9 protein-coding genes and 3 rRNA genes are annotated in these 14,079 nt (G+C 65.8%); 5 read left to right on the top strand and 7 right to left on the bottom strand.

Features of this window, described 5'->3' with window-relative positions:
* Positions 1–11 precede the first annotated feature (11 nt).
* The 3 genes from rrf to DFJ66_RS35895 all read right to left on the bottom strand — a co-directional run bounded on the left by rrf (position 12) and on the right by DFJ66_RS35895 (position 5,168).
* Positions 12–128, bottom strand: a 5S ribosomal RNA gene (rrf, locus tag DFJ66_RS35905).
* A 101-nt stretch (positions 129–229) separates the two neighbouring features.
* Positions 230–3,308 (bottom strand): 23S ribosomal RNA (locus DFJ66_RS35900).
* Positions 3,309–3,652: 344 nt separating this feature from the next.
* A 16S ribosomal RNA gene (locus DFJ66_RS35895) occupies positions 3,653–5,168 on the bottom strand.
* The 16S, 23S and 5S rRNA genes sit together here, the layout of an rRNA operon.
* Before the next feature lie 358 nt (positions 5,169–5,526).
* On the opposite strand from DFJ66_RS35895, the gene DFJ66_RS35890 reads away from it, so the two are divergent.
* From DFJ66_RS35890 to DFJ66_RS35870, 5 genes are all read left to right on the top strand, one after another.
* Positions 5,527–6,507 (top strand): MASE1 domain-containing protein, encoded by a 981-nt coding sequence (locus DFJ66_RS35890; RefSeq protein WP_121228079.1) that lies wholly within the window; start codon positions 5,527–5,529, stop codon positions 6,505–6,507.
* The gene (locus DFJ66_RS35885) at positions 6,508–7,617 is read left to right on the top strand and encodes a lycopene cyclase family protein (RefSeq protein ID WP_121228077.1); all 1,110 of its coding nucleotides are present in this window, start codon (positions 6,508–6,510) and stop codon (positions 7,615–7,617) included. It begins immediately after the preceding gene.
* Positions 7,618–7,657: 40 nt separating this feature from the next.
* Positions 7,658–9,358, top strand: coding sequence for a GGDEF domain-containing protein (locus DFJ66_RS35880; protein WP_121228075.1), 1,701 nt, complete (start codon positions 7,658–7,660; stop codon positions 9,356–9,358).
* A gap of 114 nt (positions 9,359–9,472) precedes the next feature.
* Positions 9,473–10,591, top strand: coding sequence for a carboxylate-amine ligase (locus DFJ66_RS35875; protein ID WP_121228073.1), 1,119 nt, complete (start codon positions 9,473–9,475; stop codon positions 10,589–10,591).
* Positions 10,592–10,665: 74 nt separating this feature from the next.
* Positions 10,666–11,079, top strand: a complete 414-nt coding sequence (locus DFJ66_RS35870) for a CBS domain-containing protein (protein ID WP_121228071.1) — start codon at positions 10,666–10,668, stop codon at positions 11,077–11,079.
* Positions 11,080–11,139: 60 nt separating this feature from the next.
* Here the strand turns inward: DFJ66_RS35870 and DFJ66_RS35865 are convergent, their stop codons facing one another.
* Genes DFJ66_RS35865 through sufC form a run of 4 tightly spaced genes read right to left on the bottom strand, consistent with a single transcriptional unit; the run spans position 11,140 to position 14,074 of the window.
* Entirely contained in the window at positions 11,140–11,535 is a 396-nt protein-coding gene (locus tag DFJ66_RS35865) for a metal-sulfur cluster assembly factor (protein ID WP_121228069.1), read from the bottom strand.
* A complete protein-coding gene (gene sufU / locus DFJ66_RS35860) occupies positions 11,532–11,975 on the bottom strand; it encodes a Fe-S cluster assembly sulfur transfer protein SufU (protein ID WP_121228067.1) in 444 nt (147 codons plus the stop codon). The genes DFJ66_RS35865 and sufU overlap by 4 nt, the downstream gene beginning before the upstream one ends.
* Positions 11,975–13,252 (bottom strand): cysteine desulfurase, encoded by a 1,278-nt coding sequence (locus DFJ66_RS35855; protein ID WP_121228065.1) that lies wholly within the window; start codon positions 13,250–13,252, stop codon positions 11,975–11,977. Before DFJ66_RS35855 ends, sufU begins: the two co-directional genes overlap by 1 nt.
* Before the next feature lie 48 nt (positions 13,253–13,300).
* Positions 13,301–14,074: a Fe-S cluster assembly ATPase SufC gene (gene sufC / locus DFJ66_RS35850; protein ID WP_121228063.1), complete on the bottom strand. Its 774-nt coding sequence runs from the start codon at positions 14,072–14,074 to the stop codon at positions 13,301–13,303.
* Between the last annotated feature and the right edge of the window lie 5 nt (positions 14,075–14,079).

The following is a 14,079-nucleotide window of genomic DNA, read 5'->3' as shown; positions in this document are numbered from 1 at the left end:
GGTGAAGTTATGTTCGGCGGCGTCCTACTCTCCCACACCCTCACGAGTGCAGTACCATCGGCGCTGGAAGGCTTAACTACCGGGTTCGGAATGGGACCGGGTGTTCCCCAACCGCTATGACCACCGAAACACTATGAAATTACCGCCCAACAGGCCCGAGCCAGGCCTCACGGCCGCTCAGGGTCTGGTTCGGTTCTTTCAGAACCGCACAGTGGATGCGTAGCGTCTTCGTAGCAAGTCCTCGGCCTATTAGTACCGGTCAACTCCAGCCGTTACCGACCTTCCATCTCCGGCCTATCAACCCAATAGTCTCTTGGGGGCCTTAACCCACAAAGGGTGGGATACCTCATCTAGGAACGAGCTTCCCGCTTAGATGCTTTCAGCGGTTATCCCTTCCGAACGTAGCCAACCAGCAATGCCCTTGGCAGGACAACTGGCACACCAGAGGTCCGTCCGTCCCGGTCCTCTCGTACTAGGGACAGCCTTCCGCAAGTATCCTACGCGCGCGGCGGATAGGGACCGAACTGTCTCACGACGTTCTAAACCCAGCTCGCGTACCGCTTTAATGGGCGAACAGCCCAACCCTTGGGACCTACTCCAGCCCCAGGATGCGACGAGCCGACATCGAGGTGCCAAACCATGCCGTCGATATGGACTCTTGGGCAAGATCAGCCTGTTATCCCCGGGGTACCTTTTATCCGTTGAGCGACCACGCTTCCACAAGCCATGGCCGGATCACTAGTTCCGACTTTCGTCCCTGCTCGACCCGTCGGTCTCACAGTCAAGCCCCCTTGTGCACTTGCACTCGACACCTGATTGCCAACCAGGCTGAGGGAACCTTTGAGCGCCTCCGTTACCCTTTGGGAGGCAACCGCCCCAGTTAAACTACCCACCAGGCACTGTCCCTGATCCGGATCACGGACCGAGGTTAGACATCCAGTACGACCAGAGTGGTATTTCAACGACGACTCCACCATGACTGGCGTCACAGCTTCACAGTCTCCCACCTATCCTACACAAGCCGAACCGAACACCAATACCAAGCTATAGTAAAGGTCCCGGGGTCTTTCCGTCCTGCCGCGCGTAACGAGCATCTTTACTCGTAGTGCAATTTCGCCGGGCCTGTGGTTGAGACAGTCGAGAAGTCGTTACGCCATTCGTGCAGGTCGGAACTTACCCGACAAGGAATTTCGCTACCTTAGGATGGTTATAGTTACCACCGCCGTTTACTGGCGCTTAAGTTCTCAGCTTCGCCCCGAAGAGCTAACCGGTCCCCTTAACGTTCCAGCACCGGGCAGGCGTCAGTCCGTATACATCGTCTTGCGACTTCGCACGGACCTGTGTTTTTAGTAAACAGTCGCTTCTCGCTGGTCTCTGCGGCCGAAAAATCCTAGCCCGCAAGGGGCTTCAAATCCCTCGGCCCCCCTTCTCCCGAAGTTACGGGGGCATTTTGCCGAGTTCCTTAACCACAGTTCGCCCGATCGCCTCGGTATTCTCTACCTGACCACCTGTGTCGGTTTGGGGTACGGGCCGCATGAACACTCACTAGAGGCTTTTCTCGGCAGCATGGGATCACCCTACTTCGCCTCAATCGGCTATGCATCACGTCTCAGGATACATGAGCTGCGGATTTGCCTACAGCTCTCCCTACACGCTTACACCAGTACTACCACTCACTGGCGGAGCTACCCTCCTGCGTCACCCCATCGCTTGACTACTACAAGTTCAGGTCCCGCGCTCCACAACGGTCGTTGTCCGAAGACTCCGACCGCGCTTCGGGCGGTTAGTATCACAAGGTTCGCCATGGGCGCGTTCACACGGGTACGGGAATATCAACCCGTTGTCCATCGACTACGCCTGTCGGCCTCGCCTTAGGTCCCGACTTACCCTGGGCGGATTAGCCTGGCCCAGGAACCCTTGGTCATCCGGCGGCAGAGTTTCTCACTCTGCTTTCGCTACTCATGCCTGCATTCTCACTCGTCCAGCCTCCACACCTGGATTCCTCCGGCGCTTCGACGGCTGAACGACGCTCCCCTACCCATCCCAGCAAAACTGGAATGACACGGCTTCGGCGGTGTGCTTAAGCCCCGCTACATTGTCGGCGCAGGACCACTTGACCAGTGAGCTATTACGCACTCTTTAAAGGGTGGCTGCTTCTAAGCCAACCTCCTGGTTGTCTGGGCGACCCCACATCCTTTCCCACTTAGCACACACTTAGGGGCCTTAGCCGGCGTTCTGGGCTGTTTCCCTCTCGACTACGAAGCTTATCCCCCGCAGTCTCACTGCCGCGCTCTCACGTACCGGCATTCGGAGTTTGGTTGATTTCGGTAAGCTTGTGGGCCCCCTAGACCATCCAGTGCTCTACCTCCGGCACGAAACACACGACGCTGCACCTAAATGCATTTCGGGGAGAACCAGCTATCACGGAGTTTGATTGGCCTTTCACCCCTAACCACAGCTCATCCCCCAGGTTTTCAACCCTGGTGGGTTCGGGCCTCCACGCAGTCTTACCCACGCTTCACCCTGGCCATGGCTAGATCACCCCGCTTCGGGTCTAGACCACGCGACTCAAACGCCCTATTCGGACTCGCTTTCGCTACGGCTACCCCACACGGGTTAACCTCGCCACGCAGCACTAACTCGCAGGCTCATTCTTCAAAAGGCACGCCGTCACCCCTAAAGGCTCCGACGGATTGTAGGCACACGGTTTCAGGTACTATTTCACTCCCCTCCCGGGGTACTTTTCACCTTTCCCTCACGGTACTAGTCCGCTATCGGTCACCAGGGAGTATTCAGGCTTAGCGGGTGGTCCCGCCAGATTCACAGCAAATTCCACGAGCTCGCTGCTACTTGGGATAACCGTCAGGAGACACCGGGTTTTCGCGTACGGGACTCTCACCCTCTACGGCCGCGCTTTCCAGACACGTTCCGCTAACCACAGTGTTTTCTTACTCCTCGACCGTCCGGCAGAACGATCAGACAGGTCCCACGACCCCGTACACGCAACCCCTGCCGGGTATCACACGAGTACGGTTTAGCCTCTTCCGCTTTCGCTCGCCACTACTCACGGAATCACGGTTGTTTTCTCTTCCTGCGGGTACTGAGATGTTTCACTTCCCCGCGTTCCCTCCACATACCCTATGTGTTCAGGTATGGGTGACCCCACATGACTGGGGCCGGGTTTCCCCATTCGGACACCCTTGGATCTCAGCTCGGTTGACAGCTCCCCAAGGCTTTTCGCAGTCTCCTACGTCCTTCATCGGCTCCTGGTGCCAAGGCATCCACCGTATGCCCTTAATAACTTGCCACAAAGATGCTCGCATCCACTGTGCAGTTCTCAAAGAACAACCAGACAACCCCACCACTACTGTCTCGCCTACCCGACAACCGGGCGGTTCGAAGACGGGCAGAGCCCTGTGTCTTCTCGCTGAAAGAGACACTCACGTGTTCTCTCAGGACCCAACAGCGTACCGAACAGAAGCCTTGAACCCTCGACGGACCCTTCCACGCTCGCAAGCGAGCAGTACTAACTCCGCAGACAATCCCAGGTTCTGCATTAGCCAGCATCCACTAATATGAGCTCCACCCGACGATCGTTCGCCGTCGGCGTGGCCTCCAAGCACACCGAAGTGCACTTGCAGATGCTCCTTAGAAAGGAGGTGATCCAGCCGCACCTTCCGGTACGGCTACCTTGTTACGACTTCGTCCCAATCGCCAGTCCCACCTTCGACCGCTCCCCCCCATACGGGTTGGGCCACGGGCTTCGGGTGTTACCGACTTTCGTGACGTGACGGGCGGTGTGTACAAGGCCCGGGAACGTATTCACCGCAGCGTTGCTGATCTGCGATTACTAGCGACTCCGACTTCACGGGGTCGAGTTGCAGACCCCGATCCGAACTGAGACCGGCTTTTTGGGATTCGCTCCACCTCACGGCTTAGCAGCCCTCTGTACCGGCCATTGTAGCATGTGTGAAGCCCTGGACATAAGGGGCATGATGACTTGACGTCATCCCCACCTTCCTCCGAGTTGACCCCGGCAGTCTCCCATGAGTCCCCGCCATAACGCGCTGGCAACATGGAACGAGGGTTGCGCTCGTTGCGGGACTTAACCCAACATCTCACGACACGAGCTGACGACAGCCATGCACCACCTGTACACCAGTCCGAAGAGGCCTACATCTCTGCAGGTTTCCGGTGCATGTCAAGCCCAGGTAAGGTTCTTCGCGTTGCATCGAATTAATCCACATGCTCCGCCGCTTGTGCGGGCCCCCGTCAATTCCTTTGAGTTTTAGCCTTGCGGCCGTACTCCCCAGGCGGGGTGCTTAATGCGTTAGCTGCGGCACGGAGGACGTGGAAGCCCCCCACACCTAGCACCCACCGTTTACGGCGTGGACTACCAGGGTATCTAATCCTGTTCGCTCCCCACGCTTTCGCTCCTCAGCGTCAGTATCGGCCCAGAGACCCGCCTTCGCCACCGGTGTTCCTCCTGATATCTGCGCATTTCACCGCTACACCAGGAATTCCAGTCTCCCCTGCCGAACTCAAGTCTGCCCGTATCGACCGCAGGCTCCACGTTAAGCGTGAAGTTTTCACGGCCGACGCAACAAACCGCCTACGAGCTCTTTACGCCCAATAATTCCGGACAACGCTCGCACCCTACGTATTACCGCGGCTGCTGGCACGTAGTTAGCCGGTGCTTCTTCTGCAGGTACCGTCACTCGCGCTTCGTCCCTGCTGAAAGAGGTTTACAACCCGAAGGCCGTCATCCCTCACGCGGCGTCGCTGCATCAGGCTTTCGCCCATTGTGCAATATTCCCCACTGCTGCCTCCCGTAGGAGTCTGGGCCGTGTCTCAGTCCCAGTGTGGCCGGTCACCCTCTCAGGCCGGCTACCCGTCGTCGCCTTGGTAGGCCATCACCCCACCAACAAGCTGATAGGCCGCGGGTCCATCCCATACCGCCGGAACTTTCCACCACAACGGATGCCCGAAGTGGTCGTATCCGGTATTAGACCTAGTTTCCCAGGCTTATCCCAGAGTACAGGGCAGGTTACCCACGTGTTACTCACCCGTTCGCCGCTCGTGTACCCCGAAGGGCCTTACCGCTCGACTTGCATGTGTTAAGCACGCCGCCAGCGTTCGTCCTGAGCCAGGATCAAACTCTCCGATAAGGATTGTGTTTGATCGCTCGAACAACACTGACACACGGACCGGAATATGGTCCGCGATATTGCCAGTTGTCCAGTCAATCTCAAAGGAAACCTCTTGACGAGGTTCATAAATTTACTGGCTATTCGGCACGCTGTTGAGTTCTCAAAGAACACGCGCTCACCATCGTAACCCACTCGATTCGAGTGACTTTCTCCGGGGCTTGTGTCCCGCGCTGGCGTTCCGGTCTGTCCCGGCCCGTTCCGCGCTGGCAGAGAGAAACTTACACGAGTGTGGTGCGGGAACAAAATCGGGGGGTCGGTTACCGCGAAACCGCAGCTAGACGTGGTGCGGTGGCCGAGGGCGGAGGATGCTGTCCGCGTGCTCCTCTCCCCTCGACTCCGCCCGTGGGGCAGGTACGGGCTCCACCTCCTGGTGGTGGCCTCCTGCTACTACGTGGGCGCACGACTCGGTCTGCTGCAGGCGTTGGTCAACGACCAGGTGACCCCGCTGTGGCCGCCGACGGGGATCGCGCTGCTGTCGCTGCTGCTGGGTGGCGTGCGGATGTGGCCGGGCATCGCGATCGCCGCGTTCGTCGTCAACGCGACGCTGGGCGACAGCGGTCCGGCGTTCGTGATCAGCGCGGGCAACACGCTCGGGCCGGTGGTCGCCTTCCTCCTGCTCAAGCACACGGGGTTCCGGCTGGAGGTGGACCGCATCCGGGACGCCCTGGCCCTGGTGTTCCTGGGCGCGTTCGGGGGGATGGCGGTGAGCGCGACAGTCGGCACGGGCGCGCTGGCGCTCAACGGTGTGGTCGACGGGACGCACTTCTGGTCGACGTGGTCGGTGTGGTGGACCGGTGACGCGATGGGTGTGCTGGTGGTCGTGCCGATCGTGCTGGCGCTGCGCAACCGAGCGGAGTGGCCGACGACGTTGTACCGGTGGCTGGAGTGGGCCGCGCTGCTGCTCGCGACGGCCGGGGTGACGGTGCTCATCACGACGGTGCCGCTGCGCATGACGTTCATCGTCTTCCCGTTCCTCATCTGGGCCGCACTCCGCTTCCAGCACGTGGGCGCGGCGCCGTGCTCGTTCCTCACGGCGGTGATCGCGGCGCGGGGTGCGGCGGAGGGCACGGGTGTGTTCGGGGGTGACCTCGACCTGCTGGGCAAGATGGTGACGTTGCAGGCGTTCAACGGGACGGTGGCGTTGACGACGCTCGTGCTCAGCGCGGTGATCTCCGAGCGGAACGCGGCGCGGCGGGCGATCGAGCGGACGTGTGCGCAGCTGGCGGACGTGGTGGCGCAGTACGAGCCGCTGCTGTCGGGCAACACCCGTCCCCCGGACTCGCGGGAATCGCGCTAGATGGACGTGCTGGTGGTGGGGGGCGGTCCGGCCGGGCGGGCGTTGGCGCGGGCGTGTGCGGCGATCGGGTTGGAGACGACTGTGGTAGACCCGCGCCCGGACCGCCCTTGGCGCGCGACCTACGCAGCCTGGTCGGACGAGTTGCCCGAGGGTGCACCAGTCGCGGTGGAGACGTCGCGGACGCGGGTGTGGGCGGTGCGCGAACACCGGCTCGGGCGCGGATATGCGGTGTTGGACAACGAGGGCCTGCGGGCGCTGCCCCCGGACGTGCGGGTCGTCAGGGGCACGGTCGTCGCGAAGACCTCCACGGCGGTGCGGCTGGCGGACGGCCGGGTGCTGAGGGCGCGGCGGGTGGTCGATGCGTCGGGCACGGGCACCGGTACTCGCGCAGGCAGCAGCACAAGTGGCGGCGGGCGGGCGGCGCAGCACGCCGTGGGTGTGGTGGTGCCGCGGGACGGGTGGCTGGACGGGGACGAGGCGGTGGTGATGGATTGGCGCAAGCCGCCGGACGCCGGGATGCCCGACCCGTCCTTCCTCTACGTGGTGCCGGTGTCCGCCAGCGAGGTGTTGGTCGAGGAGACGTCGTTGGCGCGGCGGCCCGGGTTGCCGCTGGGCGAACTGCGCCGGCGGTTGCACGCGCGGCTGGACAAGCGCGGGGTGTCCGTCCCGCGCGAGGAAGAGCGGGTGCGGATCGTGTTGGACGCCCCGCGCCGGGAGAACGCGTTCGGTGCGGCGGGCGGGTTGCTGCACCCGGCCACCGGGTACAGCGTGGCGGCGGCGTTGCGGCTCGCGCCGGCGGTCGCGCGGGCGGTGGCGGACGGCGATCCGGTGGACCGGGTGGTCTGGTCGCCCGGAACGCGAACTGTTCACGCATTGCGCAGGTTCGGTCTCGAAGCGTTGCTGCGCATGCGGCCCGACGAGGTTCCGGAATTCTTCGACCACTTTTTCCAAATGCCGGAGAATCAGCAACGAAACTACCTCGGCGACCGCTCCGACCTGCGCGGGACCGTCCACGCGATGTCCGGTTTGTTCCGCGCCGCGCCCTGGCGGTTGCGCGCCCGCCTGGCATTTGCTTTGCAACCGGCCAAAGCTGAGCGAACTCCTGGTTAACGGTCTGGGCAAGACAAGATCGACCAGGCACGATCGTGCCGTGCCCGCATTGCTGGATGACGTTCGGTTCGCCTTCCAGCCGCTGTTCAACCTCAACACCGGAGGGGTCGTCGCGGTCGAGGCACTGGCTCGCCCGCACGACGGCAGCGTGCAGGATCTGCTCCGCATGGCGTTCCGTGCGGGGTACCTGGCCAACACCGACGTGGCGTTGGCCTGTCGAGCGGTGCGTCACGCCGCCGACCACGACTTCACCCTGCCGCTGCACGTCAACCTGCTCGCGATGACGATCGCGGACAAGCCCGAGCACCTGGCCCCGCTGTACGCGGCGCTGCGGGACACCGGGCGCGCGCCGTCGAACCTGGTGGTCGAGGTCGGCACGCCCTACACCCGTGCGCCACGCCCCCGCCTGGTCAAGGGCTTGGAGCGGCTGCGCGCGGACGGGTTCCGGATCGGGCTCGACGGCGTGGGCGAGGGCGACTCGCCGCTGTCTCTGCTGGCCGAGGTGCGCCCCGACGTGGTGAAGCTGGACCGGGAGGTCGTGCAGGCCATCGCCGACCCGGCGCGCTTCGCGCTGGTCCAGGGCTTGCAGCACCTGTGCGAGGCGACGGAGTCGCTGGTGGTCGCCGAGGGTGTGGAGACCGAGGAGCAGCTGGCCGCGCTGCGCAAGCTGGGCGTGCGGCTGGCGCAGGGCAACCTGCTGGCCGAGGCGCAGCGCCGGCCCAAGGTCAACGCGACCATCTCGGCGGTGCTCAGCGAGCTCAACGACCCCGAGGCCGTGGCCAAGACGATGACCCAGCCGCTGCGGCGCAAGTCCGGCCCGAAGGTGACCGACTTCCTGCACCCGGCCACGACGCTGCCCGAGTCGGCGACGTCGGAGGAGGTGCGGGACGTGCTGGCCACCCAGCCGACGGTCAGCGGCGTGGTGCTGGTGGACGACGAGGGCCGGCCGTGCTGGACGGTGGACCGCAACCGGTTCCTGCTCGCGGTCACCGGGCCGTTCGGGCACGCCCTGCACGCCAAGCGCGAGGCGGCGCGGCTGGCGGACAAGCCGCGGGTGATCGGTGCGGAGTCCTCGGCGCTGGAGATGCTGGACATCGTCGCCAACACCGGCCGGGAGCGCACCAACGACGACCTGGTGGTCGTGGACGACGAGGACAAGTGCCTCGGTGTGGTGCGCGTGGCCGACGTGGTGCGCGGCATCGCCGAGATGAAGGTGGAGCAGGCGGCGGCGCTCAACCCGCTCACGCGACTGCCCGGCAGCGAGTCGATCGCGCGCGAGGTGGACCGGCGCATCCTGGCCGGTGACATCTTCGCCGTGGGCTGGCTGGACGTGGACTCGTTCAAGCGGGTGAACGACAGCGTGGGGTTCGCGGCCGGCGACGACCTGATCCGGGCGTTGGGCCGGACGCTGTCCGAGGGCGCGGCGGCCTACCCCGGTGTGCAGGTGGGGCACGTCGGCGGGGACGACTTCCTGGTGGTGGCCGGGCTGAACGAGGTCGTGCCGTACGCGGCCGGCGTGCTGGACCACCCGTTCGAGGCCGAGGGGCACGCGGTGACGCTGTCGCTGGCGACGCTGGTGTGCGCGGCCGGGACGGTCGGGTCCTACCGCGAGGTGTCGCGGCTGCTGGCGCCGTTGAAGGAGCACGCGAAGTCGTTGCGGGGCAACAGTTGGGTGCTCGGCCGGCCGGGCAGCGACCACGTGGACGTGCTGCGCGGTGGGCCGCACCTCGCCGCCGGCTAGTGCCTCTGGTGGCGGGCTGGTCGTGGGTATTTCGAAGTTCACCGCAACGCTGCCTGTGCGGGTCCGCTGATCACTCATAGCATCAGGGTGACTACGCACCGCAGGGAGGCTCCGGTGAGCGAAGTCGAGGCCGTCGCACCACCGCGTCCGGGGGCCGGGGTTTCCGGGGCGCTGTCGATCGGGGTCGAGGAGGAGTTCCTGCTGGTCGACGCGGTGTCCGGGGATCTGGTGCCGATCGCCGGCGCGGTGCTCGGGGACGCCGACGGGGAGTTGGACCTCCAAGCCGAGATGACCACGTTCCAGGTGGAGAGCGCTACGGCCGTGTGCCGGACGATGGACGAGGTGCGCGAGCAGCTGGTGCTGGCGCGGCGGGCGCTGGGCGGGTTGGCGCGGGAGCACGGGGCGCGGATCGTGGCGACCGGGACGCCGGTGCTGGGCGGGGTGCGGCCACCGCCGTTGACCGACCGGCCCCGGTACCGGGACATCGCGCGGCAGTACGGGTCGTTGATCGACGGGTTGACCATCTGCGGGTGCCACGTGCACATCGGCATCCCGGACGAGGACACCGGCGTGCTCATCTCCAACGCGCTGCGGCCGTGGTTGCCGGTGCTGCTGGCGGTCAGCGCGAACTCGCCGTTCTCCGAGGGGCGGGACAGCGGGTACGCGAGCTGGCGGTACGTGTCGTGGAGCCCGTGGCCGTCCGCCGGGGCGCCGCCGTGGTTCGCCTCGGCGGAGGACTACCGCCGGCGGATGGAGACGCTGCGGATGTCGGGCGCGGCCCTGGACCCGGGGATGGTCTATTGGGACGTGCGGCTGTCGGCGAACCACCCGACCGTGGAGCTGCGGGTGTGCGACGTGGCCGGGACCGTGGAGGAGGCGGTGCTGATCGCGGCGCTGGTGCGGGCGGTCGCGGCGACCGCGTTGTCCGGGCGGCCGGTGCCGGTGGTGTCGGACCTGGGGTTGCGGACGGCGTTGTGGCGGGCGGCCCGGGACGGGGTGGGCGGTGCGGCGGTCGAGCCGCACACCGGGCGGTTGGTGCGGGCGGCGGAACGGGTGCGGGCGCTGGTGGAGTGGGTGCGGCCGGCGTTGCGGGCCAGCGGGGACGAAGACCTGGTGGTCGACGGGGTGGAGCGGCTGCTGACCGACGGTGGTGGGGCGGCTCGGCAGCGGCGGGCGTTCGCGCGGCGCGGTTCGCTCTCCGACGTGGTGGACCTGCTGGTGGCGCAGACCTGAGCACGGCTGTCGAGATGCCGGGTGGGCCGCGGCGAGAGATGCTGGGTGGTGGTCGAGGAACAAGGAGGTTCGGTATGACCACCGCACGGGAGATCATGAACGCCGGTGTCCAGTGCATCAAGGAGGACCAGAGCCTGCTCGACGCCGCGCGGATGATGCGCGACCTCAACGTCGGGTCCCTGCCGATCTGCGGGCGGGACGACCGGCTGCACGGCATCATCACCGACCGCGACATCGTGGTGCGGTGCGTGGCCGAGGGGCGGTCCTGCGAGGAGATGAAGGCCGGTGAGTTGTCCGGGCACCTGCACTGGGTGGACGCGGACGACGACATCTCGCACGTGCTGCGGCAGATGGAAGAGCACCAGATCCGGCGCATGCCGGTGATCGAGGAGCACCGGCTGGTCGGCATGGTGTCGGAGGCGGACATCGCCCGGCACCTGACCGAGGACCAGATCGCGGAGTTCGTGGAGCGCGTCTACGCCCGGTGACGGGGAAACGGGAACGGCCACCGGCTCGGGTGAGTCGGTGGCCGTTCCGGGTCTCAAACGTCAGACGGTGAAGCCGAGGGCGCGCAGCTGCTCGCGACCGTCGTCGGTGATCTTCTCGGGGCCCCACGGCGGCATCCACACCCAGTTGATGCGGAAGTCGCTGACGATGCCGCCGCCCGGCCCGCCGCACAGGGCGCCGCGGGTCTGGTCCTCGATCACGTCGGTGAGGGGGCAGGCCGCCGAGGTCAGCGTCATGTCGATCAGGGCCACGTTGTCGTCGTCCACGCGGATGTCGTAGACCAGGCCCAGGTCGACCACGTTGATGCCGAGCTCGGGGTCCACGACGTCGCGCATGGCCTCCTCGACGTCGTCCAGGTTGGCCTTGTCCGCCTTCGGCGCGGGCGGTTCGGGCATGCCCTCGACGCCGCGGACCACGTCCTGTTCGGGGGTGGTCATGCCTTTGCTCCTTCGCTGCGGGACACCGCGTCCTTGAAAGCCATCCAGCCCAGCAGGGCGCACTTCACGCGCGCCGGGTACTTCGCCACGCCGGCGAACGCGATGCCGTCCTCCAGGACGTCCTCGTCCGGCTCGACCTGGCCCCGGCCCTGCATGAGCTCCACGAAGGCGTCCATCTTCTTGAACGCCTCGCCGATCGGCTTGCCGACCACCAGGTCGGTGAGCACCGACGTGGACGCCTGGCTGATCGAGCAGCCCTGGCCGTCGTAGGAGACGTCCGCGACGGTCTCGCCGTCGAGCTTGACGCGCAGCGTGACCTCGTCGCCGCACGTCGGGTTGATCTGGTGGGACTCCGCGTCGAACGGCTCGCGCAGGCCCCGGCCGTGGGGGTTCTTGTAGTGGTCCAGGATGATCTCCTGGTACATCTGCTGCAGCTGCATCACGCCACCCCGAAGAACTTCTGGGTCTCGCGCACGCCGTCGACGAGCGCCTGCACCTCGTCGAGCGTGTTGTACAGGTAGAAGCTCGCGCGCACGGTGGCGGCGGCGTCCATGCGCCGGTGCAGCGGCCACGCGCAGTGGTGGCCGACGCGGACCTCGATGCCGAGGCTGTCCAGCACCTGGCCGGCGTCGTGCGCGTGGATGCCCTCGACCACGAAGGACACCGCGCCGCCGCGGTCCTCGGTGTCGAGCGGACCGACGATGCGGACGCCGGGGATGTCCTTGAGGCCGTTCAACGCCGCCTCGGTGAGCATGTGCTCGTGGGCGGCGATGCGGTCCATGCCGATCGCGGACAGGTAGTCCACCGCCGCGCCCAGGGCCACGGCCTGGGACGTCATCGGCGAACCGGCCTCGAACCGCTGCGGCGGCGGCGCGAACGTCGAGCGCGCCATCTGCACCATCTCGATCATGGAGCCGCCGGTGAGGAACGGCGGCAGCGCTTCGAGCAGGGCGCGCTTGCCGTACAGGACGCCGACACCGGACGGGCCGAGCATCTTGTGGCCGGAGAACACCGCGAAGTCGACGCCCAGGGCGTGGAAGTCCACCTTGCTGTGCGGCACGGACTGGCACGCGTCCAAGACCGTCAGAGCGCCGACCGCGGTCGCCTTGTCCACCAGGAACTTCACCGGGTTGACCGTGCCGAGCACGTTGGACTGGTGGGTGAACGCCACCACCTTCGTGCGCGGGGTGATCAGGTCGTCCACGTTGGACAGGTCCAGTCGACCCTCGTCGGTGACGCCGAACCAGCGCAGCGTGGCCCCGGTGCGCTCGGCCAACTGCTGCCACGGCACGAGGTTCGCGTGGTGCTCCATCTCGGTCACCACGATCTCGTCGCCGGGACCGAGCTTGAACCGCTCGGCCTCGGGACCGCTGGTGGCCGCGTTGCCCATCGCGTACGCCACGAGGTTCACGCCCTCGGTGGCGTTCTTGGTGAACACGACCTCGCCGAAGTCGACACCCACGAACGCGGCGATCTTCGCCCGCGCGCCCTCGTAGGCGTCGGTGGCCTCCTCGGCCAACTGGTGCGCGCCGCGGTGCACGGCGGCGTTGGCGATCTCCAGGAAGGCGCGCTCGGCGTCGAGGACCTGCCTCGGCCGTTGCGAGGTGGCGCCGGAGTCCAGGTAGACCAGCCGCTTGCCTTCCCGCACGGTGCGGCCCAGGATCGGGAAGTCCGCGCGCACGGTAGCGACGTCAAGCGGAGCAGCGGTGGTGGTCACAGCTCCGACGCCTCCTCTCGGTTCTTCGGGGTCACAGGGGGTGCAACGTCAGCCGATGCTGGCGGCTTCCTGCTTCCCGGTGTACTTCACGTAACCCTGCTCCTCCAGCTGGTCGGCCAACTCGCGGCCACCGGACTCGACGATCCGGCCGTTCGCGAACACGTGCACGAAGTCGGGCTGGATGTACTTGAGGATGCGGGTGTAGTGCGTGATCAGCATGATCCCGGAGTCGCTGGACTCCTTGTACCGGTTGACGCCCTCGGAGACCACGCGCAGCGCGTCGACGTCCAGGCCGGAGTCGGTCTCGTCCAGGATCGCGATCTTCGGCTTGAGCAGGCCCAGCTGGAGGATCTCGTGGCGCTTCTTCTCACCGCCGGAGAAGCCCTCGTTGACCGAGCGCTCGGCGAAGGCCGGGTCGATGTCCAGGTCGGCCATCGCGCCCTTGACCTCCTTCACCCAGTGCCGGAGGTTCGGGGCCTCGCCGCGCACGGCGGTGGCGGCGGTGCGCAGGAAGTTCGACATCGACACGCCGGGCACCTCGACCGGGTACTGCATGGCGAGGAACAGACCCGCGCGGGCGCGCTCGTCCACGCTCATCTCCAGCACGTCCTCGCCGTCGAGCAGCACGCTGCCCGAGGTCACCTCGTACTTGGGGTGACCGGCGATGGCGTAGGACAGGGTGGACTTGCCCGAGCCGTTCGGACCCATGATCGCGTGCGTCTCGCCGGACTTGATGGTCAGGTCGACGCCCTTGAGGATCTCCTTGGCCGTCTCGTCGGTGTTGACCGAGACGTGCAGGTCCTTGATCTCCAGAGTGGCCATTGGTG

This window comes from Saccharothrix variisporea, assembly GCF_003634995.1.
GTDB lineage: Bacteria > Actinomycetota > Actinomycetes > Mycobacteriales > Pseudonocardiaceae > Actinosynnema > Actinosynnema variisporeum.
This window is presented reverse-complemented; position numbering and strand designations above follow the sequence as displayed.